Genomic DNA, 26,911 nt, shown 5'->3' with positions numbered 1-26,911 from the left:
CAATGTTGAAGCTGCCGCGCCAAGGATAAGGTGCATTGGTATTCGGAGAAAGCATATGACAAACCTCGTGCAAACTGCAAAACCAACGCCCGTTGAACAACAAACAGCGAGCATTATCGGATTTGAAAAGGGCGAATATCCCTATCCGGAAAAAATGGGACGGTCCGAATATGAGGCTGAAAAGGCAGCGCTTCAGGTCGAACTTTTGAAGGTTCAGCATTGGTTGCAAGAAACGAGGCAAAAAATCGTTATGCTTTTTGAAGGGCGCGATGCAGCAGGCAAAGGGGGAACGATCAAGCGGTTTGCCGAGCATTTGAACCCACGTTCTGCACGCGTCGTGGCCCTGAACAAACCCACAGAAGAAGAAAAAGGTCAGTGGTTCTTCCAGCGCTATATCAAGCATCTTCCGACGTCCGGCGAAATCGTTCTCTACGATCGATCGTGGTACAATCGCGCAGGCGTCGAGCGAGTAATGGAGTTTTGCGAGCCGAACGAATACCTCGAATTCATGCGTCAAACGCCGGAGTTTGAACGTATGCTGGTCCGTAGCGGCATCAAACTTTTCAAATTCTGGTTTTCGGTAACGCAAGACGAGCAAAAGCAGCGGTTTGCATCTCGCGAAACAGACCCGTTGAAGCGCTGGAAGCTTTCGCCCATTGACCGCGCCAGCCTGGACAAATGGGACGACTATACTGAAGCAAAGGAAGCGATGTTCTTTTACACGGACACGGCTGACGCGCCTTGGACGGTGATACGATCCAATGACAAGAAGCGTGCGCGGCTCAATTGCATGAAGCACTTCCTTTCAGAACTGGATTACCCGGACAAGGATACGGTTGTCGCGCAATTGCCGGATCCGAATATCGTTCACCGAGCGGAAAATGTTGTCCGGGCGGCAGACCACATTCTGGCGGCGTCTCTGCATCCCGGCACGCGCAAGAAGTAACGCGTAATCTTTGCCGGATCGAACGAAGCTTGCCAATCATAAAATAGGCCCCGCATATGCGAGGCCTATTCCGTTGTTTTACAATCTTATTGCGGAATTTCGCCGGTAAGACCTTCGACGTAAAAGCTCATCCCAGCCAGCGTGCCGTCATCCGCAACCTCGCCGTCGGCGAGCCAATCGCTACCGTCCTGTTTTTTCAAAGGGCCTGTAAAGGGGTGATAGGATCCATCTGCAATCGCCGCTTTCATCGCCAGCGCTTCTTCTTTGACGTCGGCCGGGACTGCGTCTGAAATCTCGCCAATGCCAACCATGCCCGGGCCGATGCCGTCCCATGTGTCGGTGCTAGCCCATGTGCCGTCAATCACGGCCTGTGTGCGCGCGATGTAATATGGCGCCCAGTCATCAATGATCGAAGAAACACGCGGGAACGGAGCGTATTGGCCCATGTCCGAAGCCTGACCGAAAGTCACCACATTGCCTGCTTCTTGCGCAGCGGCCTGCGGTGCTGTGGAATCGGTGTGTTGCAAGACAACGTCCGCGCCCTGTTCGATCAGAACCTTGGCTGCGTCCGCTTCTTTTGCAGGATCAAACCACGTGTAGGCCCAGACGATGCGAAACTCGACGTCAGGATTGACCTTTTGCGCATGAATAAAGGCGGAATTTATGCCGCGGATCACTTCGGGGATCGGATAGGAGCCGATATAGCCGATGATGTTGGACTTGGTCATCTTGCCCGCGATGTGGCCCTGGATCGCGCGACCTTCGTAAAAACGCGCGGAATATGTAGAAACGTTGTCGGCTCGCTTGTATCCCGTGGCGTGCTCAAATTTCACATCGGGAAACTTGCTCGCAATATTGATCGTGGGATCCATGTAGCCAAAGGAGGTGGTGAAAATTAGATCGGCGCCGTCCAGAGCCATCTGCGTCATCACCCTTTCGCTGTCGGGGCCTTCAGCGACATTCTCGACGTAGACTGTTTCAACGGCGTCCCCAAAGGCTTCTTCGACCGCCAGGCGGCCTTTGTTGTGTTCATAGGTCCAGCCACCATCGCCGATTGGTCCGACAAAGACGAAGCCGACTTTGGTTTTCTCGTGACCATCGGCCAACGCGCCGACGGCCAGTCCGAGTGCCATTGCGGCACCTGCCAATAGTGTTTTCACTTTCATTTTCAGGTCTTCCCCATGTTAGTTCGCCCCTTATGCGAGGCGTTGATTTGCCCCTAGTGTGAGGCGTGGAATATGCGGCCCAAAGAGCCAGGTGCAGCGCTTTTGTCAGCAGAAAGAACAACAAGCACGACAATTGTGATGATATACGGTGACATTGCCAGATATTCGACAGGAATGGCAACGCCTGCTCCCTGCAGGTTCAGTTGCAATTGCGTAATACCGCCAAAAAGATAAGCACCCAAGAGAACCCGCCAGGGCTTCCAACTTGCGAATACCACCAGCGCAAGAGCAATCCAGCCGACACCTGCGGTCATGCCTTCCGTCCATTGTGGCACACGGATCAGGCTGATGTAGGCGCCGCCCAGGCCGGCACAGGCGCCACCAAACATGATCGCCAGTGTCCTTAAGCGCACGACTTTGTACCCTAGGGCATGCGCGGCGTCATGGTTTTCGCCCACGGCGCGCAGGATCAGACCGACGCGGGTGAATTTCAGCACCGCCCACACGCCTGCGACCAAGACAATGCCAAAATAAAGGATGGGATCATGCGAAAACAAAATCGGCCCAACGATTGGAATATCTGCCAGCGGTCCGAAATTTAAGTCGGCGACGCGCGGCGGTTTGACCCCAACGTATCCCTGACCGAGGAGCGCAGAGAGACCCAGGCCAAACAAGGTCAACGCCAGACCTGAAGCGACCTGGTTAGCCAGCGTGACCTGCGTCAGAAAAGCAAAGAGCAGGCTCAGGATGGCACCTCCGACAGCAGCCGCCACAAAACCCGCCATAGGCGATCCGGTTTCCACGGCAATAGCGAAACCGCAGATCGCGCCGACAATCATCATGCCTTCGACCCCAAGGTTCAACACACCAGCACGTTCAACGATCAGCTCACCGATTGCGGCCAGAAGAATAGGTGTGGCCGCACTCATCAGGGCCGCAATCAGTAAAACGGGGTTGATGACGGACAGGTCCATTACGCGGTCTCCGACCGGCCAAAGCGCAGCCGGTAGTTTGTCAAAAGATCAAGTGCTAGAAGGAAAAACAGCAACATGCCTTGAAAGACCTGAATGGCTGCGGCGGGCAACCCCAATTGGCTTTGCGCGATGTCGCCGCCAAGATAGGTGAGCGCCAGCAGCAAGCCGGCAAGCACGAAGCCAATGGGGTTCAGAGGTCCCAGAAACGCCACGATAATCGCGGTGAACCCGTAGCCCACGTTGAAATCGATGCTGACTTGACCGGCGGGGCCCGCGACTTCGAACAGACCCGCTAAACCGGCGAGAAGGCCCGATGTACCCAGGCAGAACAGGATTAAGCGGCTGGGGTTGACCCCCGCAAAGCGCGCGGCACGCGGCGCTTCGCCCGTGACGCGGACGGCAAATCCCAGCCTGTGGCGGGTGAGCAAGACGTAGGAGAAAATTACTGCAATCATGGCGGCGACAACGCCCCAATGCATGCCTGACCCGGCGATGATTTCAGCGTTGTGAGCCGAGGCATATTGTTGCAAGTTTCGGCTGCCGGGAAACCCAAACCCTTCCGGATTTTTTAGTAAACCCAGAGACATAGAGGCAAGGAATTGCTCAGCTACATATACGAGCATCAATGAAACCAGGATTTCATTCGTGCCAAACTTCACTTTCAGGATTGCCGGTATCATGGCCCAGATCCAACCACCGAAAGCGCCCGCCAATACCATTGCTGGAAAGATGAACGCGCTTTCCAAGGGGTAAAATGCCAGCCCGACGCCTGCGCCAAAAAGCGCGCCCATAATGTATTGACCTTCGGCGCCGATGTTCCAGATGCCCGCTTTGAAACCCAGGCTCAGGCCGATGGCGATGAGCACGAGCGGCGCCCCTTTGATCAGAAGCTGTGGCCGGTAGTAGAACGAAAACTCGCCAAAGAGCGGTTCCCAAAAAATCGTCAAGATCGACACAATCGGATCTTTGCCAAGTGCCGCAAATAAAATACCGCCAAAGACGAATGTGGCCAGCACCGCGAGCAGAGGCGTCAAATAGGAAAATACAGAACTGGGTTCAGGTCGTTTTTCGAGATGAATCACTGGCAGATCCCGGTAGTGTTTCGTTTGATGAGTGATGTTTTAGGATGCCGCATATCGCAACGGCACAAGTCTTCAAACATGGGCGATTTCCATTCCATGTGCACCTCCCATCATGAGACCAATCTTCTCCACGCTCAGCCCTTTTGTGCTGCAGGGTTCTGAAAGCCGCCCCTCGTTCAGGGCGGCAAAACGGTCGGAAATCTCCATTAACTCATCAAGGCCCTGACTGATCACGATCACCGCAGCACCCCCCTCCGCAAGGTCGAGCAGTGACTGACGAATGGCCGCCGCAGCTGAGGCATCCACACCCCATGTTGGCTGATTGACCACCAACACTTCAGGCCGCTGCAAAACTTCGCGACCGATGACGAATTTCTGCAAATTTCCGCCTGACAGCGAGCGCGCAGCATTTCCAGCTCCCGGTGTGCGAACGTCAAATGCCTTGATGATCTTGTCTGCAAAGCCCCGTGCTGCGGGCCAATCGAGAAAACCGCCTTTATCCAATCCTTCGCGTGCGGCACCCGTGAGCATCGCGTTTTCGGTCAGGGACATATCGGGTGCAGCCGCGTGGCCTAACCGTTCTTCGGGTGCGGAAAGAAGGCCTGCAATGCGCCGCGCGTTAGGTCCGGATGCGCCAACGTCGATGCCTTTCAAGTAGACCGTACCGGGCAGCGCAAGCATTTCGCCAGACAAAGCTACCAAAAGTTCGTCCTGTCCATTGCCCGCCACACCGCCAATGCCGAAGATCTCGCCTTTGCGCATGGACAGGTTGATGTTTCGCAAAGGCATGCCAAACGCCGACGGGGATGGGAGAGACAAGTCCTTGAGCTCCAAGACGGTTTCTCCCAAGGCGACGCCCGACCGGGTCGGCGTGCCGAGCACTTTACCCACCATCATTTCGGCCATGTCGCGCGCTGTTGTTTCGCGCGGAGAACACGCGCCTACAACCTTGCCGAGCCTCAAGATAGTTGCGGCATCACAGAGCGTACGTATCTCTTCAAGCTTGTGAGAAATATAGAGAATTGCAGTGCCTTCAGCGCTCAGCTTGCGCAAAGTGTCGAACAATATCTCAACTTCTTGAGGCGTCAACACAGATGTCGGCTCATCCATGACCAGGAGCTTCGGATCCTGAAGCAGACACCGGATGATCTCAACCCGTTGGCGTTCGCCAGCCGACAGATCTCCGACAATCCTGTCCGGCGCAAGTGGCAGGCCATACGTGTCTGATACCTTTTCTATTTGTTCCGATAGCGCTCTCAGTTTCGGCGCATTTTCCATGCCCAGAGCAATGTTTTCAGCGACGCTCAAAGCATCGAAAAGTGAAAAATGCTGGAACACCATACCGACACCAGCGGCCCGAGCTGCGCGGGGTTCGGAAGGAGAGTAGCGCGCTCCATGCATTTCCATGTTGCCCTGATCTGGTTTCACCAGCCCATAAATCATTTTGACAAGTGTTGACTTTCCGGCGCCGTTTTCGCCTAGCAGGGCGTGTACTTCACCCGGGGCAATCCTCAAGGACACCGCATCGTTGGCGACCACGCCAGGGTAAGCCTTGGTCAATCCGTTCAAAGATAAGAGCGGGGTCATGCATGGGTCTTTCGTAATGTGTCGATGTGGGTCTGACCTGCAAGCAGTTGGCCTGCAACACCTATTGCAATTTCATGCGGGTGCTTGCCAAGATCCGGCCGCCCGATCGGGCAGGTGATGCGAGCGATTTGGTCGGGGCCATGACCCAGGTCGCGCAACCTTTTGCGAAACCGCGCCCATTTCGTCGCAGATCCGATGAGGCCGGCAAAACTGAAACCACTGTTCAGCAATTGGTGGCAAAGCTCCAGGTCCAATGCATGGGAGTATGTCACGATCAGATGGTCTGCAGCGTTTGGCGCGTAGCTCACAAGTCCGGCGGGTTGCGCCGCGCCGAGTTGTGACACCCCCTTGGGCACGTCTTCGGGGAAACGATCCTGATGCGTGTCGACCCAAGTGATCTTGATATCTGGCAGCGGATGCAGAACCGCGACCAGCGCACGCCCTACATGTCCCGCACCCCAAATCCAAATGTCGCGCGTGGGTTTGCAGATGGGTTCGATCATCCAACCGTCGCGATAGACCGGCTCAGGGCGCAGACCGCTGTTGCGCATCTGGCTTCGCAGCCGTTTGACAGCGAGCGGTTCGGGGCCTTTACCGCGTGCAACCAGATCTGTGGCCAGAGATTGTGCGCCCTCCAGGTCGTAGAATTCGGTCAGAATTTCCACTGCACCGCCACAACACTGACCCATGTCCGGGCCCAATGCATGGCGTGTCAGCCCGTCTGTACCGGTTTCCAGCAAGCGCCGGGCTGATAACGTCAACGTATGCTCAAGCGCGCCACCGCCAATGGTTCCAGACTGGCCAGTGGTCCAGATCATCATCGACGCCCCAACCTCACGCGGGGTGGACCCTTTGGTTTTTGCGACCACGATACGCGCGACTCTTCCATACCGCCGGCACGCTTCAATGAGTGCGGTTCTGTCAAATGACATCACGTACCTCCTGTGCCCGATTTATTGCAGACAGAACCGCCTCGGCCGTGGCGGGCGTTTGCAAGTCTGCGTAGTTTGGCCCGCAGGCCTGTACAGCATCACACAGTGCTGAATAGGCAGAGATACCCAACATCAGGGGTGGCTCGCCCACAGCCTTTGACCGATAGACAGTCTCTTCACGGTTTGCGCCATCCCAAAGAGCGACGTTGAATACGTCAGGCCGGTCGGAACAAGCAGGTATCTTGTAGGTGGACGGGGCATGTGTGCGCAGCTGTCCTGCGTCGTCCCACACCAGTTCTTCTGTCGTCAGCCAGCCTGCGCCTTGCACATAGCCGCCTTCGACCTGGCCGATATCCAGACCAGGGTTCAAGGAGGCACCTGCGTCGTGCAGAATATCGGCGCGTAGAATGCGGTTTTCTCCTGTCAGAGTGTCCACAACAACTTCGGTAACAGCAGCGCCATAGGCGAAATAGAAAAATGGACGCCCCTGACCTTTGATACGGTCCCATTCCAATTTGGGCGTTTTGTAAAAGCCAGTGGCGGACAAGCTGATGCGCGCGAAATAGGCCATTTCGGCAACGTCGGAAAAGCTATAGCGTGCGCCCGCTACTAGGACGTTGCCCTGCTTGAACTGAACTTCACTGGCTTCGCATTGGTGGCGTTCTGCCAGTAATTTTGCCATGCGCTCCCGAATGGTATCGCAGGCAACCTGTACGGCCATGCCATTGAGATCGCTGCCGGAAGATGCTGCCGTGGCGGATGTATTGGGAACTTTGCCGGTATCTGTCGCGGTAATCTTCACCATGTTTGTTTCGACGCCGAACCGGGCGGCAGCGACCTGTGCCACCTTCTGAAACAGTCCTTGCCCCATTTCTGTGCCACCATGATTCAAATGGATCGATCCGTCCTGATAGACATGCACCAGTGCACCGGCTTGATTGAGATGGGTCAGCGTAAAGGATATGCCAAATTTCACGGGCGTCAGGGCGAGGCCCTTTTTGAGGGTCGCATTATTTGCGTTCCACTCTGCCACCGCCGCGCGTCGGTTGGCGTAGTCACTGGTTCTGGTCAACTCATCGATCATTTCAGGCAGGATGAAGTCCTCGACTTCCTGGCCGTAGGGCGTGGTTTGCAAAGGCTTGCTGACATTGCCTAGGTAGAAGTTATTGCGACGCACGGTCAGCAGGTCCATGCCAAGATGGCTGGCGATGTGATCCATCACCCGCTCAATGCCCAACATACCCTGTGGTCCGCCAAAGCCGCGAAAGGCCGTGGCGCTTTGTGTATTTGTCTTCAACCTGTGGCTGGTTATGCGGACGGCGGGCAGGAAATAGGCGTTGTCCGCGTGTAACATGGCGCGATCGGCAACGGGCAGGGACAAGTCCTGTGCCCAGCCACAACGCGCGAAATGCGTAAAATCAATGCCTTGGATTTTACCGTTGGCATCAAACCCAACGGTGTAGTCAATTCGAAAATCATGGCGTTTTCCCGTGATGACCATGTCATCATCCCGGTCATATCGCATGCGGCAGGGACGCCCGGTTTGCTGAGTAACCACGGCGCAAGACACGGCGAGGGCATTTCCCTGACTCTCCTTACCGCCGAAACCGCCGCCCATGCGACGGGTTTCCACGCGGACTGCGTGCATCGGCTTGCCTAGGGCTTCGGCAACCTTATGCTGAATTTCTGTAGGGTGCTGGGTTGAACTCATCACGACCATGTCTCCGCCTTCTTGGGGCAGCGCCAGAGCGGCCTGGCCTTCCAGATAAAAGTGCTCTTGCCCGCCTACATCCAATTGCCCGCTCAGGGTATGTGGCGCGCTGGCCATTGCTGCCTCAAGGTCTCCGCGCGCGTAGATACGAGGCCCTTCTTCAAAGCGACTGCTTTGCGCCATCGCTTCCTCGATGCTCAAAATCGCGGGTGTTGCGTTGATGTCAAATGCCCCCAGACGCGCGGCTCTGCGCGCGGCATGATGCGATGTCGCAGCGACCAAGAACAAAGGTTGGCCAACATAGTGAACAGTATCTGTTGCCAGCAGGGGTTCGTCGTGATTGGAGGGCGAGACATCGTTTTCAAAAGGCAAATCGCTTGCCGTCAAGACGGCAACAACTCCCGGTGCATTGCGCACCTGATCTAAACTCATGCTTTTCAATTGGCCCGCCGCAATGTGCGAGATCCCAAACGCCAGATGCAGCGCGCCCTTTGGCACTGGAATGTCGTCGATATAGCGCGCCGCGCCAGTGACATGGAGATGTGCTGCGTCATGGGGGAGCGGCTGGGTGACACTCATGGCGTGACCTCCCATGCACTCACTTGATCTCCATGATCCTCTTGCCAGTATCTCATCAGCATGTTTTGCGCTGCCTGCATGCGGTAATTCGCACTGGCGCGCATATCAGAAAGTGGCTGGAAATCTGCGCGCATGGCCAGCATCGCCTTGCGGACTGCGGCTTCGGACCACTGGGCATCGATCAATTCGGTCTCGGCGTGTGATGCGCGTTTCGGTGTGCCCGCCATGCCGCCAAATGCGATGCGAGCAGATGTCACAATACCATCCGCAACTGCGATGGACATACAGCCACAGACTGCCGAGATGTCCTGATCAAAGCGTTTGGACAGTTTGTAACATTTCAGACGATCGTCCCTGCTCGGGATGGTGATGGCTTCCACAAACTCGCCGGGCTGTCGGTCCTGTTTGCCATAGTCGAGGAAAAACTCATCGAGTGGCATGTTACGGTGCCGATCTCCTTGACGCAGGTGTAATTGGGCGCCAAGCGCAATGAGTGCGGGCGGTCCGTCGCCGATGGGCGAACCGTTTGCGATGTTGCCGCCAATGGTAGCGGCATTGCGAACCTGAACCGAACCGTAGCGCCGTAACATCGCGCCCAAGGACGGATAGATCGGGCTAAGAGTGGTTTCCAAATCGGAGAGGGTTGTCATCGCACCGATGCGAATTTCGTCGCCAGTTTGTTTCACCCCACGCAGATCATCGCAGCCGTTCAGAAAGGCCACTTTGCCCAAATCGCGAAAAGATTTCGTCACCCACAAACCAACATCAGTCGCTCCGGCTATCAATGTGGCCTCGGGGTTATCCAGGTACCACGCGGCCAGATCATCGCTGGTCTTGGGTCGAAATCCATCGGCATATGGTTCAGGACTAGATTCTGCAAGTGGTGCGTCGTGCATATGATCTGGCACGAGCGCAGTCTCGGCGGCTTTTGCCGCGCGAATGATTGGGGCATAGCCAGTACAACGGCACAAGTTGCCCGCTAATTGCGTGTCATGGTCGGTTTGACCATTCAAATGCGCGGTCGCCATGGAAACGATAAATCCTGGGGTGCAGAACCCACACTGGCTGCCGTGATAATCGATCATCGCCTGTTGCACCGGGTGCAGTGTGCCATCAGGTGCTGCGATCCCTTCGACCGTGCGCACGGCCTTCCCGTCAAGCTGCGGCAAAAACAGAATGCAAGCATTCAGGGCATGCGCGCCTTGCGCATCTGTGACCATGACGGAACAGGCTCCGCAGTCCCCTTCGTTGCAACCTTCCTTGGTGCCGGTCAAGCCACGGTCGTCTCTGAGCCAATCCAAAAGGGTGGTAGTTGGCGCGACATCCTGCAGCGCCACTGTTTCTCCGTTCAGGCGAAACGCAATGTTCATTCAGTCAGATCCGCCGCGGTACCAGGTGCACATTGGGCTTATCGTTCGATGCGGCGTAGAACGAAAAGCGAGCAGTTCGGCAGTGAGGCTAAGCGCGCTACGTGCTGGTTTGCAAGGAAAAAGAGGCATCATAGTTGGGTGGTCGAACCGCATGGGTCAAAAATGAGCGCGGGCTTGTCTTCGTACTGGTGGTGGTGGCGCGCGTGATCTAGGCTCGCGCCATGAGTAAAAATCCCCGATTCATTCATCTGCGCAGCCATTCCGAGTACTCTCTTTTGGAAGGGGCACTGCGGCTCAAAAAAATTCCCGCGTTGTGTCAAGAGGCAGATATGCCTGCGCTGGCATTGACCGACACCAACAATATGTTTGCCGCACTTGAATACTCAGTGGTGATGTCAGGGGCCGGGTTACAGCCGATATTGGGATGCCAGGTGGATGTGACCTACGTGGAGACCCGTCCAGGGGAGAAACCTCGGATGCCCGCCCCTGTGGTTCTGTTGGCGCAGTCGGAGACCGGTTATGAAAACCTGATGAAGCTAAACTCTTGTCTTTACATTGATAAAGGCGGGGCATTGCCACAGGTCACATTGGATCAGCTTGAGACCTATGCCGCAGATGTGATTTGTCTGACAGGCGGGCCAGGTGGCCCGGTGGGCATGCTGTTGCAGACCGGGCAAGGGCCTACAGCGCAGGAGCTGATGGACCGACTGAAATCAAACTTCGGCGACCGTCTTTATATTGAGTTACAGCGCCATCCAGGCGAAAATGGCCAGCCCGAAGCCGAGCGTTTGACGGAACGCGGTTTTGTCGAAATGGCCTATGCCATGGACCTCCCTCTTGTGGCGACGAATGATGTGTATTTCCCCAAGCCCGAGATGTATGAGGCCCATGACGCGCTCATTTGTATTGCTGAGGGTTCTTATGTGGATCAGCAGGATGCGCGTCGAAGGCTGACTTCACAGCATTATTTCAAGTCACAATCGGAAATGGTGACGCTGTTTGCGGATTTGCCGGAAGCTATCGAAAACACGGTAGAGATCGCAAAGCGTTGTGCGTTTCAAGCGTATCGGCGGGATCCCATCCTGCCAAAGTTTGCCGACAACGAAATCGAAGAACTGCAACAACAGGCCCAGGCCGGTCTGAAAGACCGTTTGGCGGTGATCCCACATGCCACGAGCGTCGAAGACTACGAAAAGCGGCTGGAATTCGAGTTAGGCATTATCGAAGGCATGGGCTTCCCCGGCTATTTTCTTATTGTTGCCGATTTCATCAAATGGGCCAAGGACGAAAACATTCCCGTAGGCCCGGGCCGTGGGTCGGGCGCGGGATCACTGGTGGCTTATGCCCTGACAATCACTGATCTTGATCCGCTCCGCTACAACCTGCTCTTTGAACGGTTCCTGAACCCGGAGCGGGTATCGATGCCGGACTTTGACATCGATTTCTGTATGGATCGCCGCGAGGAAGTCATAAGGTACGTGCAGGAGAAGTACGGCCGCGACAAGGTGGGACAAATCATCACTTTTGGCGCGCTTTTGTCAAAGGCCGCGGTGCGCGATATCGGCCGTGTCTTGCAGATGCCTTACGGTCAGGTTGATCGTTTATCCAAGATGATACCTGTCGAAGGGGTCAAGCCGGTTTCGATTGAAAAGGCGTTGGCTGACGAGCCACGCCTGCGCGAAGAAGCGCGAAACGAAGAGGTGGTCGCGCGTTTGCTGGAATACGGTCAACAGGTCGAGGGCCTGTTGCGTAATGCGTCAACCCATGCTGCAGGCGTAGTGATCGGGGACCGTCCATTGGATGCGCTGGTCCCGCTTTATCAAGACCCTCGGTCCGATATGCCCGCCACCCAGTTCAACATGAAATGGGTGGAACAGGCTGGGTTGGTCAAGTTTGACTTTCTGGGCCTTAAAACCTTAACGGTCATTCAAAACGCGGTAGATCAGATCCAGGCCAATGGCCGACACCTTCACATCGCAGCGGATGGCACCGAACTCTTTGAGCCACCCAAGGGATTGGAAGACGATATCGGCACCATCCCCTTGGATGATGAGGCCTCCTACAAGCTCTACGCATCCGCAAAAACAGTTGCTGTGTTTCAGGTGGAAAGTTCGGGCATGATGGATGCCCTCAAGCGAATGAAACCAACCTGTATCGAGGACATCGTGGCGCTGGTGGCGCTTTATCGTCCCGGTCCGATGGAAAACATCCCGACCTATTGCGAGGTCAAGAATGGTCAACGTGAGCTTGAATCCATCCACCCGCTGATCGACGATATTCTCAAGGAAACCCAAGGCATTATTGTTTACCAGGAACAGGTGATGCAGATCGCGCAGGTCATGGCGGGATATTCGCTGGGCGGTGCGGATCTCTTGAGGCGCGCAATGGGCAAGAAGATCGCCGAAGAAATGGCAAAGGAGCGTCCCAAATTTGAAAAAGGCGCGATGGAGAATGGCGTCGACAAGAAGAAAGCCACCGAAGTTTTCGACCTGTTGGAGAAATTTGCCAACTACGGCTTCAACAAATCCCACGCGGCGGCCTATGCGGTGGTCAGCTATCAAACGGCGTGGCTGAAGGCCAATCACCCGGTCGAATTCATGGCCGGTGTCATGAATTGCGACATCCACCTTACGGACAAGCTGGCCGTCTACTTTGAAGAAGTCCGAAAAAGGCTGGACCTGCCCTGGGTGCCACCTTGTGTGAACCGATCGGATGCAACGTTCAAGGTGGTGGATGGGGCTTTGGTCTATGCTTTGGGCGCACTGAAGAACGTGGGCATCGAGGCGATGAAACTGATCACAGAAGGTCGCGATGACAAGCCTTTTGCTACGCTTTTTGATCTGGCGCGTCGGGTCGATTTGAAGCGTGTGGGCAAACGACCTTTGGAGATGCTGGCGCGCTCGGGGGCGTTCGACGCATTGGACCCGAACCGGCGGCGTGTCTTCGGCGCATTGGACGCGCTCGTTGCCTATTCCGCGGCCATTCACGAGCAAAAAGCATCCAATCAGGTGTCTTTGTTTGGCGAAGCGGGAGACGATCTGCCCGAACCGCGTTTGCACTCAATGGATGATTGGTTGCCGGCTGAGCGCCTTGGCGAAGAATTCAAAGCCGTCGGATTTTATTTGTCAGGCCACCCGCTTGACGACTACATGGGGCCTTTGAAACGCAAAACAGCCAATGATCGGGGCGTGCCGTTTCTAACGTTGGATGAATTAACCGAAAAAGTCACAATTAGCGGCGCCATGAACGCGCGCCTTGCCGGGATTGTCGCGGGTCGGCAGGAGCGAAAATCCGCGCGGGGCAACAGGTTTGCCTTTGCTCAGATGTCTGACCCCACGGGCGCTTATGAGGTGACACTGTTTTCTGATACGTTGGAGGCCGCACGGGATCATCTGGAGACAGGGTCCAAGGTGATTGTGACCGTTGAGGCGACGATGGAAGCAGACCAGCTGAAACTGCTGGGTCGATCTGTGGCACCCGCTGATACGATGGCTTTGAACGCAGGGGGTATGGGACTGAAGGTTTTCATCACGGAACCAGAGGCGATATCCGCCGTCGCGAACGTTTTGGAAGGAGCGGCGCATGCCGTGAAATCCGCAGGTAACAGTCCGGTCGAGTTCTGCCTGATGGACGCAACCCTTCCGGGAGAGGTGGAGGTGAGTTTGGGGCAGGATTTTGTGGTCAATCCGCAGATCAAGGGCGCGATCAAATCGCTTACGGGAGTTCTCGAGGTTGAGGACCTCTAGTAGTGCGGTGGTCGTTCGTCGCCCATGACCACGCCGCCGGATTGCTGCGCCTCGCGCTCGCCTTCTCGCTGCATGAGCATGAACACGCGCCGCGTAAGTGTCGCAATTTCTGTTTCCTGACGTGCAACCACTTCGGACAAATCGTCAACCGTTCGCGTCAGATGCGCAATCTGTTCCTCGAGTTCTTTCATGGGACATGTCCTACCGTGTCGTTCCGAAGGTGTCACGAGACATCTGTGGGATAATGAGGTCGTATCCCCACCTTGTCTGTGGCAGTCCCATCCGCTAGACCGCGCGCGAACCCAATCGCCAAAGGTAAATCCATGGCCAAGCCAAAGAAAACCCCGCGCCCCAAGGCACAAATGCCAAAGGGTTTCCGTGATTATTTCGGCGCTGAAGTAACGCAGCGTACCGAAATGCTGCGTGCGATTGCCGGGGTGTACCATCGTTATGGCTTTGATGTGCTGGAAAGTTCGGGTGTGGAGACCGTCGAAGCGCTGGGAAAATTCCTGCCAGATGTGGACCGTCCCAACGAAGGAGTGTTCGCTTGGCAAGAAGACGCGGAGGCTGACAAGCCGGGCGATTGGCTGGCGCTGCGCTATGACCTGACGGCCCCCTTGGCGCGGGTCTATGCTCAACACCAGAACGACTTGCCCAAACCCTACAGGCGGTATGCCATGGGGCCGGTGTGGCGTAACGAAAAACCTGGTCCGGGGCGATTTCGCCAGTTTTATCAATGCGATGCGGATACGGTTGGTGCTTCTTCCGTCGCTGCAGATGCTGAGATTTGCGCGATGCTGGCGGACTGTTTGGAAGAAGTTGGCATTGCACGGGGTGATTATGTTGTCCGTGTAAACAACCGCAAGGTATTAAACGGTGTGATGGAAGTTGCGGGTGTGCTTGACCCAGAGAATCCGTCAACCTTTGCGCAGGAACGCGGGATCGTGTTGCGGGCAATCGACAAACTGGACCGGCTTGGGTTCGATGGCGTGCGCGCACTTTTGACAGACGGTCGTAAAGATGAAAGCGGTGACTTTACCGAAGGGGCGGGCCTGAGCGATGCCCAGGCCGGTGTCATCATGGGTTTCATGAAGGCGAAACGCCCAAATGGCCCGGAAACGGTATCGCGTTTGCGCGAACTGGTCGCGGGATCACCAATCGGAACACACGGCGTATCCGAACTGGAAACCATTGCTGGTTTGTTGGCTGCAGGCGGGTATGGCTCGGACCGGATCGAAATTGACCCTTCGGTCGTACGGGGCTTGGGGTATTATACTGGGCCCGTTTTCGAAGCTGAACTGACGTTTGAAATTCAGGACGAAAAGGGTCGTACCCGCAACTTTGGATCGGTCGCGGGGGGCGGGCGCTATGACGATCTGGTCAAGCGGTTCACGGGGCAAGAGGTGCCTGCGACGGGTGTTTCTATTGGCGTAGACCGATTGCTGGCGGCTCTGCATGCCAAGGGACGCATGGAGAGAAAGGAAACCGGCCCCGTCGTCGTCACAGTGATGGACCGGGACCGTATGGCCGACTATCAGGCGATGGTTGCGGAGTTGCGCCAGGCCGGTATCAGAGCCGAAGTCTATCTCGGCAATCCTAAAAACTTTGGAAACCAGCTGAAATATGCGGACACACGCAACAGCCCGATTGCTGTGATCGAAGGCGGTGATGAAAAGGAAAAGGGCGTCATACAAATCAAGGACCTGATCCTTGGGGCCAAGATTGCCGAAAGCGCGACTTTGGAAGAATGGAAGGACCGACCCAGCCAGTATGAAGTACCCCGCGCGCAGCTTGTTGAAAAAACGCAGGAAATTCTGGCACAACATGGTCTGTTTGGCGGCGATACAGGCCAATGATCACGCGGGCAAAGACCCTGGCAAGGGCTGCTGAACAGCGCCGGTTTTTTGAGGCAGCGGGCGCGGTTCCGGTAGAGACATCGATCCTGCAGCCGGCTCATACGCTGCTGGACCTCTATGGTGAGGACATTCTCGCGCGGGCTTATGTGACATCGGATGCCTTGCGTGGAGAGCAAATGTTGCGGCCAGACTTTACAGTCCCGGTCGTGCAAATGCACATGGCGGAGGGCGCTGAGCCTGCGCGTTATACATATTCGGGTGAAGTGTTTCGCCGACAAGAACACGACCCGGATCGCCCCAACGAATACGTCCAGGTCGGTTACGAGGTTTTTGATCGGGCCGATCCCGCTGGAGCAGACGCAGAAGTATTTGCTTTGATATCCGAAATTGTTGAGCCGTTGAACCTGCGCGCAGTGACGGGGGACATTGGCATTCTTATGGCTGCTGTGCAGGGGTTGAAGACAACTCAGGCGCGCAAATCTGCGCTGTTGCGCCATATTTGGCGACCCCGCAGATTTCGAAACCTATTGAATCGCTATGCTGGTCGTTTGCCCCTGACCGTGGAGCGACAAAAATTGCTGGCAAACGCGGATGTGCAGATTGACGCGCCGCTGATTGGTAGACGTTCGCAAGCGGAGATAAATCAAAGGCTTGAGGCTTTACGCGCAGATGCGAAGGCGCCGCTCCTCAGCACTGTGGAAGTTGATTTGTTGGATGCTCTTCTGAACGTACGTGAAACCCTGCCCTTCGCGCTGGAACACTTGCGTGACATCGCCGTTGATCTGCCATCAATCGCCCCAGCGGTGGAGCGCATCGCATTGCGCGCAGATGCCCTGAGCCTGCGCGGGATCGACGTTGCCGACTTACCATTTGAAGCGAGTTTTGGCCGCACTTCCATGGAGTATTATGACGGTTTTGTTTTTGGTTTTTTCAGCCCAACCAGGGCGGAACTTCCGGCCATTGCAACGGGTGGTCGGTATGATGCGTTGACGCAACGTTTGGGACAAGGCACTGAAATCCCTGCGGTTGGTGGCGTGCTCAGACCCGGCTTGATCCTGGAACTGGAGGCGGCGCAATGACGGTCAAGCTGGGCGTGCCTTCCAAAGGCCGGTTGATGGAAAAAACCTTCGACTGGTTTCGTCAGCGCGATGTCATTTTGGCACGCACCGGGTCGGAGCGGGAATACGCCGCCGCCGTCAAGGGCATTAAGGGGGTGGCGCTGGTTTTGCTGTCCGCTGGCGAAATTCCGAGAGAACTGGCAGCAGGGCGTATCCACTTCGGTGTAACAGGCACAGATCTTGTGCGCGAAAAGCTACCTTTGTGGGAACAGCAGATCGAATCCATGATGGCATTGGGCTTTGGCCACGCAGATCTGGTCTTGGCGGTGCCGAAAGCGTGGGTGGATGTGGACACATTAGACGATCTGGATGCAGTGGCGGCGGCGTTTCGCACCTCTCACAACATGCGGCTTCGCATTGCGACCAAATACCACCGGCTGGTGCGAGAATACATGCGCCACGGCGGCGTGGCGGATTACGCGCTTGTGGACAGTCAGGGTGCGACAGAAGGCACTGTCGCAAATGAGACCGCAGAGGCCATTGCAGATATCACGTCGAGCGGTGAGACATTACGCGCGAACCACCTCAAAGTGCTAAGCGACGACCCCATTCTGCGATCGCAGGCAACGCTTTGGCGTAGTCGTACTGCGGATGTCGACGATGCAGATCGTGCAGTTGTGGCCGAATTCGTCGCCAGGTTGTCCAGCTAGAAACTATAAAACACCAATTTCTGCCAGTGCCCGGTTGAGTTCCACCGGCAATGGTTCTTCTGTGGATCGGCCTTTGGGAAGATCCGGCGGGGCATCTCTTACCGGTAGGTAGCGCCAGCCTTGAAAAGGGCGTTTTAGGCTGCCTTGGGTACGGACCATTTCGGGATCCAGCACGATCCCGCATCTGCGGATGCCGTCACTGCCAATCACCTCGTCCAGACGGAGTATTGTCTGGCGGCATTGCACCACGCCTTTGACGACCCAATAGATCGAACCGCCATTGAGAATTTCGGTTTCGCGTTTTGGCCACATGCGCGTCACATGGCGCGGCAAACCATCGTCACTCTGGGCACGTCTTTTTGCTTGCCAGGCAACCATGTCGTCCACAGTTTCCGAGCCAACAGAGAGCTTGATCAAATTTACACAAGGTTTATCCACAGAGTCGCCCCCAAGCTACCTCATAATGTATCTCAATTGCTGAAACCTTCAATAGGTGGTAGTTTGACAGTCTTAGACCGCTTGCAGGGAATCGATAGCCATGAGCCGTTTTGCCGCCCCCATCGCCGAACAGATCTGGGATATGAAATACCGCTTCAAGGATGCCGACGGCACGCCCAAAGATGTGACTGTCGAGGACACCTGGCGTCGCATTGCGCGTGATTTGGCATCGGTCGAAAAGGAACCTTCCGTCTGGGAAGAGCGGTTTTACGAAGCACTCGAGGATTTCAAATATCTGCCTGCTGGTCGGATCACTGCTGGTGCGGGTACAGCGCGAACAGTGACCCTGTTCAATTGCTTTGTTATGGGCACAGTACCTGACAGCATGGGTGGCATTTTCGAAATGCTAAAAGAGGCTGCTGTGACAATGCAGCAAGGCGGCGGCATCGGATACGACTTTTCGACGATCAGACCCAAGGGTGCGGACGTCAAAGGGGTTGCGGCGGATGCGTCGGGACCTTTGAGTTTCATGGACGTCTGGGACGCTATGTGTCGCACGATCATGTCGGCGGGCTCGCGCAGGGGGGCGATGATGGCCACCATGCGGTGTGATCACCCGGATGTGGAGGATTTCATTGCGGCCAAATCCGACCCGGCGCGATTGCGCATGTTTAACATGTCTGTGCTGATTACAGATCCGTTCATGGCAGCCGTCAAAGCTGACGCAGCCTGGGATTTGGTGTTTGACGGCAAGGTATACCGGACCGTGCGAGCGCTTGATTTGTGGAACCGGATTATGCAGGCGACCTATGATTATGCCGAACCTGGTGTTATATTCATCGATCGGATCAATGCGGCCAACAACCTGAGTTATTGCGAAACCATTGCGGCAACGAACCCTTGCGGTGAGCAACCATTGCCTCCTTACGGCGCCTGTTTACTGGGTTCGATCAACTTGTCCCGCCTTGTCCGCGATGCATTTGAAGAGACGGCTGAATTGGACGAACCCGCGCTAGTGGAGTTGGTCGCCACTGCCGTGCGGATGATGGACAACGTTGTGGATGTGTCCAAGTTTCCCTTGGAAGCGCAAGCGGACGAGGCGCAGGCAAAACGCCGGATTGGTTTAGGGGTCACAGGGCTGGCGGATGCTCTTTTGATGGTGGGGCTGACGTATGGATCAGACGATGCGGCGCGTCAGGCGGAAGATTGGCTGCGCAGTATCGCCCGCGCCGCGTATCTGGCGTCTGTGGATTTGGCAAAGGAAAAGGGCGCTTTCCCACTTTTTGATGCCGATGCATTTCTTGCATCTGGCACGATGCAGACCATGGACACAGACGTTCGCGACGCAGTGGGCAAATACGGCATCAGGAATGCGCTGCTAACTTCTATTGCACCGACAGGAACCATTAGTCTCTATGCAGGCAACGTCTCTTCCGGGATCGAACCCGTTTTTGCGTTTGCCTACAGTCGCAAGGTTTTGCAAAAGGACGGATCTCGATCCGAAGAAGAAGTCGTGGACTATGCCGTCACTTTGTGGCGCGAGAAGTATGGCGACGCACCTTTGCCAGACCACTTTGTAAATGCGCAAACCCTTGCACCATCCGACCATGTAAAGATGCAGGCAGCCGCGCAAAAATGGGTCGACAGTTCGATTTCGAAAACAATCAATTGCCCAGAAGATATCAGTTTTGATGCTTTCAAAAGCGTCTATATGCAAGCCTGGGACACCGGTTGCAAAGGCTGTACGACGTACAGGCCAAACGCCGTAACCGGCTCTGTATTGAGCGTGACCAAAGAGAAGCCATCTGATGAAGCGCCTGAGGTGATCACGCGCTCGGAGGCAGAACCTGCCACCCCCCATGGCGATGTGATCTATATGTCCGAACCTCTGGACCGACCCAGAGAGTTGGAGGGCAATACCTACAAGGTGAAATGGCCCGATAGCGAACACGCCCTATACATTACGATAAACGATATCGTAATGGGCGGTCGTCGGCGGCCGTTTGAGGTCTTTATCAACTCAAAGAACATGGAGCACTTTGCCTGGACAGTGGCTCTAACCCGCATGATTTCGGCGGTGTTTCGTCGCGGCGGCGACGTCTCTTTTGTGGTAGAAGAACTAAAGGCTGTTTTCGATCCTCGCGGCGGAGCGTGGATGCAGGGCAAATACATCCCATCCATTCTCGCCGCAATTGGTGGTGTCGTTGAGCAGCACATGATCGCGACCGGTTTCATCGAGGGAGAAGGTATGGGGCTGAAGACCGACCCGCAGGCGCAGGTCGTGGGCCTGGACACTCCGCGCGGGCAGGCTTGCAGCAGCTGTGGCCAATTCGACCTGCGCATGGTGGAAGGCTGTATGACTTGCGGTAGTTGCGGTTACTCAAAGTGCAGTTGACCATCTAAAATCGCATTTTTTGTTTGTGAAATAACCCATAGGTTGCCCATTTCGTTCTAACATGGGTCCATTATCTACTCATAGATTGTACATTGAGCGGCTTCACAACGATGTTTTCGGGGTGAATCCGTTTCTATTTTGAGTATTCTGTTTGAAGAAGTATTGGGACGCAGCATTCATGATTTGGCCACATCCAAAGCAACAAACTTCTCTCGTGGTATGCGTGATTGTTTAACAAAATCAGGTTTTTAGATGCGTTCTCCAAGTGGAACGGCCTTGATGACTGCATCGAAGAAGTGTTCCGCAGGAACATCGAGCGCCCGCGCTATGATCACCAATTCAGGCCCGTCAATACGCCGCTGGCCTGACTCTATCCGCGCTACGAACGATTGGTGACACTTCAACCGTTCCGCCAAGGCTGCCTGAGAGAGTTTCCGTGACTTACGGGCCAAAATTAATGCCTCAATATGAACGCCGTAGATTTGTTGTACGGCGGGGATCTTCTCTGCCGGTCAATTTAGAGCCAGATTTATTGCTTCAGCGGCCAACTTGGAACACTTCGTGCCAATGGTAGAGAGAACGTTGAGCCTGATATCATGCTCACCAAAAGGAAGTACTTGATCCGCGATTACGCCCTTGGGTCATGCAAGATCATCGAGGGTCAGTTATCTTAGGCAAGTGGTGTTGTAAGCTGGCATTGCACAGTCAAAAGAGATGGCCAAAACCGTTGTTTCGTTCATGTGCGACCCAGGCGCCTATCGATTTCAGCCAGATTTGGATCTCTGTCTGCCGGGTGCCCATAACCGCCTCCGCCCGGGGTTCGCACGCAGACCCTGTCTCCGGGTTCCAATGCAATGTCCTGTTCTTTTGACAGATGCTTAGGTGTATAAGTCTGGCCGGCGCGTATGACTTCGACCTCGTTCACCGCTCCGTCGCCACCTCCCAGTGCACCCTGGGGTCCGAACCGCCCATGATCCATCACAAAGCTCGCCCTTGCCGATCCGCGCCTTAATTCGACCTCGTACTCCAAGCCCAGCCCGCCGCGGTGCTTGCCCTGCCCACCGGACCCTTCGCGCATCGCGTAGCGGTGATAGAGTATAGGGAAATTTTGTTCCATAATCTCGATCGGGGGTGCCTTGGAGATCCCGATGGTCGAACATCCGTTGGTCATACCGTCATGGTCTGCGTTGCCGCCATAGCCGCCACCAGACAGCTGGTACATCACATAGTCGCGGCCGGTTTCCGGGTCATGCCCTCCCAAAGCAAAATTGCCGCTGGTGCCAGCAGGCGCGGCTGTGACGCGGTCCGGCAACGGTGCGACGAGGGCCGCAAAAACCGCTTCGGCAATCCGTTGCGATACTTCTGCTGCGCAACCGGAGACAGGGCGCGGATATTGCGCATCCAGAAACGTGCCTTCGGGCCGCAGAACCTCCAGCGGGGCGAAGGCTCCGGCGCTGATCGGCACCTCTGGATAGATGTGGCGCATAGCGAGGTAAACAGAGGACAGTGTCGTTGCCAGGACCGAGTTCATCGGTCCCATGCAAGGCGGGCTGCTTTCCGAAAAGTCAAAACGCAGATGCCCCGGCGTCTTGTCAATCCGCAGCCGGATGGCGAGCGGCTCGTTCACCACCCCGTCGCTGTCGATCCAGGCTGTTGATGTGTAGTTTCCATCGGGAATTTCATCGATCAGCTTGCGCATCTGAGTTTCGGCGCGGTTGCGCAGTTCGGCAATCGCCTGTTGAACCACATCATCGCCATAACGATCGAGCAAAGCATTCAAACGATCCGCGCCCACCATCAGTGCCGCAGCTTGCGCTTTGACGTCGCCGATCCGCTGGTCGGCGACCCGAATATTGGAGCAGATAATGGCGTAGATTTCCGGGTCTAGCGTGCCTTCCTTGAAAAGCCGCACGGGAGGCAATCGCAGCCCTTCCTGTTCGACCGAGGTGGCAGAGGCGGAAAACCCGCCCGGTACCGCCCCGCCCGTGTCAGGCCAATGTCCAGTGTTTGACAGCCAACAGAATATTTTGCCCTTACGGTAAAAGGGGCGCGCAAAGCGCACGTCCATCAGGTGCGTGCCGCCAAGATAGGGATCATTCACGATATAAATGTCGTCGGGTTTGGGTGCGGCGACCGTGCCTGCGGTAATCATCTCGATCAGGACGCGAGTAGAGTACTGCATCGTACCGACAAAGACTGGCAACCCGCCAACCCCTTGAGCAATCAGCGCTCCGTCTTCGGCACCATAGATCCCGTCAGAGCGGTCATTCGCCTCGGCTATTACAGGCGAAAAGGCCGCGCGGGAGAAGCTGAGGTCCATTTCATCGCAGACCTGCTGCAGGCCCGCCTGAATGACGGATAGCGTAATTGGATCAATGGTCATGGCGTGCCCTCTATATGAATGAACAGATTGCCGTCCGCGCCAGAGGTCACGCGGTCACCGGGAGGGACCAGGATAGTGCTGTCCAGCTGTTCGATGATGGCAGGTCCGGTTAAGGTCGCATCGATGGGTAGATGATCGCGCCAGTAAACCGGCGTGTTATGTGCTTTGCCGTCAAACACGACTGCACGATAACTTACCGGTTTTGTGGTGTCCTGTCGCCCATCGGGATTGATCAGCCGGGACAGATCCACCGGGTCGGACACCCCAATGACCGATGTATTCACGTTCACAATGCGTGCTCGGATTTCAGGCAGTTCAACCTTGAAACGGTTCCAATAGACCGCTTCGAAACCGCAGCACAATTCGGCTGCGGTTGGTATTGCACTGTCGAGTGGCACCCGTACCACATGGCTTTGCCCCAAAAACTGCATATCGACGCTAAAGACCTTGCGGATCTCACGGATGGTGATGCTTTCCTGTGCCAGTGCGGCCTCGCCCATGGCAACCTGGGTCGCAAAGATATCGTGGATCATGCCGACGTCCTCCGATCCCAGCGGTTGATTGACAGTTTGCACGTAGTCATGACGCAAGTCGGCCACGATACATCCAAGCGCGTTGGTCATACCGGGACGGGCCGGGATCAGCACACGCGGAACACCTAACTCGCGTGCCAAGTCAGCAGCATGCAGCGGCCCCGCGCCACCAAATGCAAACAGTGCAAAGTCGCGCGGGTCCGCACCCAGTGACAGCGACACCATGCGGACAGCGCCTGCCATCTTGGCATTGGCGACGCGGATCACGGCCTCGGCCGCTTGCATGGCATCAACGCCAAGTGGGGCGCCCAGCTTTGCCGCAAATACCGTTGCAATCTTGTCCTGACTGACGCCGCCCGCAACCGCGTTCAATTTTTCGGGGTTTAGCCGTCCCAACAACATGTTGGCATCCGAAATTGTCGGCTCGACCCCGCCCTTGCCATAGCAGATCGGGCCAGGATCAGCGCCGGCGCTGGCGGGTCCGACCTCTAACAACCCAGCTGCATTGACGGACGCGATTGACCCGCCGCCGGCACCTACCGTGCGCACATCGACCATCGGCACATGGATCGGCATCGCATACTCAACTTCGATTTCGTTGGAAATCGGGGGGGTGCCGTTACGGATCAGCGCCACATCGGTCGAGGTACCGCCCATGTCATAAGTCAGCAGGTTGTCTTCACCTGCCCTTGCACCAGTATAGGCGGCGGCCATCACGCCAGAGGCCGGGCCGGACATGACCGTTTTCGCGGCCTCACGGGCGACAAGGCGCGAGGATACCATACCCCCATTGCCGTTCATGACCAACACGTCGCCCTGATATCCTTTGCCCGTCAGCTCGTCTCTCAGGCGAGTGACATAGCGTTCCAACAGCGGCTGGACCGAAGCGTTGACGGCCGCCGTCACGCCCCGTTCAAATTCGCGCGTTTCAGACAAAAGGCTATGACCGGTCGTGATGTAGGCGTTGGGCCAAAACCCGGCGGCGATTTCTGCCGCGCGGATTTCATGGGCGGGATTGGCGTAGGCATGCAAGAAATGGATGACCAGCGCCTCACACCCTTCGTTGACCAAAACCTGTACAGCACCCCGCAGCGCGGTTTCATCCAGCGGTGTCAGGACATTGCCCGTGGCATCCATGCGTTCAGCCACTTCCATCCGCAGGTCGCGTGGGATGATGGAAAAGAATTGCCCGGTCATCCCGTAGGGCTGTGGGCGGGTCCGCCGCCCCAGTTCCAGCACATCGCGGAAACCGGCGGTCGTGATCAGGCCGGTTTTGGCCAGCTTGCGTTCCAGCACTGCGTTGGTGGTTGTTGTGGTGCCATGCACGATCAGATCCACAAGCGCCAGATCGACTTGCGCCAGATCCAAGGCATTGATCACGCCAAAGGCCTGATTGTCCAATGTTGTCGGTGTCTTGGCGATGCGAATGTCGCCGGTATCGCCGTCAATCGTTACCAGATCGGTAAATGTGCCGCCCACATCCACACCAATAATTTTGTCTTTTGCCACGGCGACACCTCGTGCAAACTTGCTTGTATACCAATAAAGTCGCAAAGCGGCGGGGCTAGTCAACTGTAATGACGGTTTCGGCTGAGATGGGTTGCCCATCAATCACATAGGCACGGTGATCATTGGTGTTGAGCGTGACGCGCAGGACATGCTGTCCTGCGGGCAATGCGCCGAGACGATAGCTGTCAGAAAACACCCGGCCCAGTTTCATCCCGCCCAAATAGATATGCCCATGCCCCGTGCCAGGGACATGGTCGCCATCCTGCATCGCCTCGGAAAAAGTGAAATTCTTTGTAGCGACTTGAGCGATCCACCCGCCTTCGACCCGTTCGGCGCTCAAGGATATATTCGGGCGCGGTTCTTCCCCGACTGGGTGCCCCATGCTGCCGTGGCCCATAGCCATATGTCCGGCCATGCTGTTTGGGTCTGGGGTTGAAAAGCGGGCCTTGACGCTGACATCACCAGCATTGGCAAAGGTCAAGGTTAGAGGGATCAACCTGCCATCCTCAAAATCCGCCGCAAGGGGAGTAACCAAGATGTGGGCTGCATCCATCGCCAATGAGGATACACCTGTCTGGATGGGCAGGCCCATGTCCGCATTGTGCAATACGACCTCGGCGTCAGGGCTGCTGACCGCGACCAGTTCATCGGGCGCCCCTTGATTTTCAATTGTTAGCACGGCTGCCGCCCCGTCTTGCATCGGAGTTGCGGTGGCTTGTGTGACCAGTAATTGACTGGCGGGAGGGGCCAGAAACCCGCCGAAAAAAAGAGCGGCCCCGATCGCAGCTACCGCCAATAGTAGAATACCGACTTTCATCTCTGTCCGCTCACACCCATCATGCCAACATGAAACTGCGGAACTTCATCATCTGCGTCAACCTTTCGGTGTTGTGGGCTAACCCGGCGATGGCGCATGTGTCCGAACAGGGCTTTGTTCTGCTGTTGCCGACCGGAGCCTATATCAGCGCCGGAGTGGCGGTTGTCGCCCTTACGGTCGTTGCGCTGTTTGCAGTACCAGACCGCGTCGTCAGGCGGATGTTTTCCACGCGTTCGCTGCCATCCAAGGATTTTGGCAAGCTGCAAATCCTAACCAGTCTCTTGTCATTCTGCCTAATGCTCTTCGGCATCTACATTGGCGTTTATGGCCCCCGCGATCCGCTATCGAACCTGATGCCATTGGGGTTCTGGACAATCGGATGGATTGCTTTGGTCAGCCTTGCAGCCTTCCTTGGCAATCTCTGGATCTGGGTTAATCCGTGGATGGGCCCCTATCGGCTTTTGGGGATCAACGAGCCGGTCCTGCGAATGCCCGACAGCATCGGGGTCTGGCCTGCCACGCTGATACTGGTTGCCTTTGCCGCCTTCCTTCTGGCGGACCCGGCCCCGGACGATCCAGCCCGTTTGGCGCAATTGGTCGCCGGTTACTGGGCTTTCACTTTCGCCGGGATGCTCCTGTTCGGGCCGAAGTGGTGTCATAGTGCAGAACTGGGTCACGCCCTGTTCGCGGCCTTTGCCAGCATGGCAACATTGCGACTGCGCGAACCGGCAGGGATCGGTGGACCAGGTTGGCAAATCGCACAATCCCCGCCTGTCCCTGCGGCGGGTATCTTCGCGCTGACCATGTTGGGCGTCGGTAGTTTTGATGGATTAAACGAGACGTTCTGGTGGCTGGGCCAGATCGGCGTGAACCCGTTGGAGTTTCCGGGACGTTCAGCCATTATTGGCGTTACATTGCTAGGGCTGATCGGGGCTATTCTGGGCCTGATGGCGGTTTTTGTCTTGGTCATTTGGATGGGTATGGCGCTGGCGCATCAGCGCGTGCCCCTCGGTCGGGCCTGTGGATGGCTGGCGTTGTGCGTGTTGCCCATCGCAGTGGTGTATCATATGGCGCACTACTTGACCGCGTTTATTGTCGGCATCCAATACACCATAGCGG

At 56.2% G+C, this 26,911-nt stretch carries 20 protein-coding genes; 7 read left to right on the top strand and 13 right to left on the bottom strand.

All coding sequences use genetic code 11. From position 1 onward, the window contains the following. The first annotated feature begins 55 nt into the window (after positions 1–55). Positions 56–946, top strand: coding sequence for a polyphosphate kinase 2 (gene ppk2 / locus AB8B75_RS11260; RefSeq protein ID WP_405362288.1), 891 nt, complete (start codon positions 56–58; stop codon positions 944–946). An 86-nt stretch (positions 947–1,032) separates the two neighbouring features. Here the strand turns inward: ppk2 and AB8B75_RS11255 are convergent, their stop codons facing one another. From AB8B75_RS11255 to xdhA, 7 genes are all read right to left on the bottom strand, one after another. Continuing rightward, positions 1,033–2,112 (bottom strand): BMP family ABC transporter substrate-binding protein, encoded by a 1,080-nt coding sequence (locus AB8B75_RS11255; RefSeq protein ID WP_405362287.1) that lies wholly within the window; start codon positions 2,110–2,112, stop codon positions 1,033–1,035. Positions 2,113–2,165: 53 nt separating this feature from the next. Beyond that, positions 2,166–3,086, bottom strand: coding sequence for an ABC transporter permease (locus tag AB8B75_RS11250; protein ID WP_405362285.1), 921 nt, complete (start codon positions 3,084–3,086; stop codon positions 2,166–2,168). Continuing rightward, positions 3,086–4,168, bottom strand: a complete 1,083-nt coding sequence (locus AB8B75_RS11245) for an ABC transporter permease (protein WP_405362283.1) — start codon at positions 4,166–4,168, stop codon at positions 3,086–3,088. The genes AB8B75_RS11250 and AB8B75_RS11245 overlap by 1 nt, the downstream gene beginning before the upstream one ends. 72 nt (positions 4,169–4,240) lie before the next feature. Beyond that, positions 4,241–5,755: an ABC transporter ATP-binding protein gene (locus AB8B75_RS11240; RefSeq protein WP_405362281.1), complete on the bottom strand. Its 1,515-nt coding sequence runs from the start codon at positions 5,753–5,755 to the stop codon at positions 4,241–4,243. Next, positions 5,752–6,687, bottom strand: coding sequence for a xanthine dehydrogenase accessory protein XdhC (gene xdhC / locus AB8B75_RS11235; protein ID WP_405362279.1), 936 nt, complete (start codon positions 6,685–6,687; stop codon positions 5,752–5,754). The genes AB8B75_RS11240 and xdhC overlap by 4 nt, the downstream gene beginning before the upstream one ends. Beyond that, complete coding sequence (xdhB, locus tag AB8B75_RS11230) at positions 6,677–8,977, bottom strand: xanthine dehydrogenase molybdopterin binding subunit (RefSeq protein WP_405362278.1); 2,301 nt, start codon at positions 8,975–8,977, stop codon at positions 6,677–6,679. The genes xdhC and xdhB overlap by 11 nt, the downstream gene beginning before the upstream one ends. Beyond that, complete coding sequence (xdhA, locus tag AB8B75_RS11225) at positions 8,974–10,347, bottom strand: xanthine dehydrogenase small subunit (protein WP_405362276.1); 1,374 nt, start codon at positions 10,345–10,347, stop codon at positions 8,974–8,976. Before xdhA ends, xdhB begins: the two co-directional genes overlap by 4 nt. Positions 10,348–10,568: 221 nt before the next feature. On the opposite strand from xdhA, the gene dnaE reads away from it, so the two are divergent. Further along, the gene (dnaE, locus tag AB8B75_RS11220) at positions 10,569–14,093 is read left to right on the top strand and encodes a DNA polymerase III subunit alpha (protein WP_405362274.1); all 3,525 of its coding nucleotides are present in this window, start codon (positions 10,569–10,571) and stop codon (positions 14,091–14,093) included. Here dnaE and AB8B75_RS11215 read toward each other — a convergent pair. Next, a complete protein-coding gene (locus AB8B75_RS11215; protein ID WP_405362273.1) occupies positions 14,090–14,284 on the bottom strand; it encodes a SlyX family protein in 195 nt (64 codons plus the stop codon). The two genes, dnaE and AB8B75_RS11215, sit on opposite strands and share 4 nt — an antisense overlap. Before the next feature lie 132 nt (positions 14,285–14,416). Here AB8B75_RS11215 and hisS point away from each other — a divergent pair, with 132 nt between their 5' ends. From hisS to hisG, 3 genes are read left to right on the top strand one after another with little or no spacing between them, the layout of a single operon-like run. Continuing rightward, complete coding sequence (gene hisS, locus AB8B75_RS11210) at positions 14,417–15,949, top strand: histidine--tRNA ligase (RefSeq protein ID WP_405362271.1); 1,533 nt, start codon at positions 14,417–14,419, stop codon at positions 15,947–15,949. Beyond that, positions 15,946–17,028: an ATP phosphoribosyltransferase regulatory subunit gene (locus tag AB8B75_RS11205; protein WP_405362269.1), complete on the top strand. Its 1,083-nt coding sequence runs from the start codon at positions 15,946–15,948 to the stop codon at positions 17,026–17,028. Before hisS ends, AB8B75_RS11205 begins: the two co-directional genes overlap by 4 nt. Next, positions 17,025–17,717 (top strand): ATP phosphoribosyltransferase, encoded by a 693-nt coding sequence (gene hisG / locus AB8B75_RS11200; protein ID WP_405362267.1) that lies wholly within the window; start codon positions 17,025–17,027, stop codon positions 17,715–17,717. Before AB8B75_RS11205 ends, hisG begins: the two co-directional genes overlap by 4 nt. Before the next feature lie 3 nt (positions 17,718–17,720). Here hisG and AB8B75_RS11195 read toward each other — a convergent pair whose 3' ends face one another. Next, complete coding sequence (locus AB8B75_RS11195; protein ID WP_405362266.1) at positions 17,721–18,155, bottom strand: DUF1489 family protein; 435 nt, start codon at positions 18,153–18,155, stop codon at positions 17,721–17,723. Positions 18,156–18,255: 100 nt separating this feature from the next. Here AB8B75_RS11195 and AB8B75_RS11190 point away from each other — a divergent pair, with 100 nt between their 5' ends. Next, positions 18,256–20,550, top strand: coding sequence for an adenosylcobalamin-dependent ribonucleoside-diphosphate reductase (locus tag AB8B75_RS11190; RefSeq protein WP_405362264.1), 2,295 nt, complete (start codon positions 18,256–18,258; stop codon positions 20,548–20,550). 248 nt (positions 20,551–20,798) lie between these two features. On the opposite strand, the gene AB8B75_RS11185 is transcribed toward AB8B75_RS11190, so the two are convergent. From AB8B75_RS11185 to AB8B75_RS11170, 4 genes are all read right to left on the bottom strand, one after another. Next, entirely contained in the window at positions 20,799–21,002 is a 204-nt protein-coding gene (locus tag AB8B75_RS11185; protein WP_405362262.1) for a helix-turn-helix domain-containing protein, read from the bottom strand. 284 nt (positions 21,003–21,286) lie between these two features. Beyond that, positions 21,287–22,933: a hydantoinase B/oxoprolinase family protein gene (locus AB8B75_RS11180; protein WP_405362261.1), complete on the bottom strand. Its 1,647-nt coding sequence runs from the start codon at positions 22,931–22,933 to the stop codon at positions 21,287–21,289. Next, positions 22,930–24,975: a hydantoinase/oxoprolinase family protein gene (locus AB8B75_RS11175; protein ID WP_405362259.1), complete on the bottom strand. Its 2,046-nt coding sequence runs from the start codon at positions 24,973–24,975 to the stop codon at positions 22,930–22,932. The genes AB8B75_RS11180 and AB8B75_RS11175 overlap by 4 nt, the downstream gene beginning before the upstream one ends. Positions 24,976–25,030: 55 nt before the next feature. Next, the gene (locus AB8B75_RS11170; protein ID WP_405362257.1) at positions 25,031–25,792 is read right to left on the bottom strand and encodes a copper chaperone PCu(A)C; all 762 of its coding nucleotides are present in this window, start codon (positions 25,790–25,792) and stop codon (positions 25,031–25,033) included. Positions 25,793–25,821: 29 nt separating this feature from the next. On the opposite strand from AB8B75_RS11170, the gene AB8B75_RS11165 reads away from it, so the two are divergent. Further along, on the top strand, positions 25,822–26,911 hold a 1,090-nt coding region (locus tag AB8B75_RS11165), incomplete at its 3' end, for a hypothetical protein (RefSeq protein WP_405362255.1).

This window comes from Roseobacter sp., from assembly GCF_045106495.1.
GTDB lineage: Bacteria > Pseudomonadota > Alphaproteobacteria > Rhodobacterales > Rhodobacteraceae > Roseobacter.
Note: the sequence above shows the minus strand (reverse complement) of the source record. Positions and strands in the feature narration are given on the sequence as shown.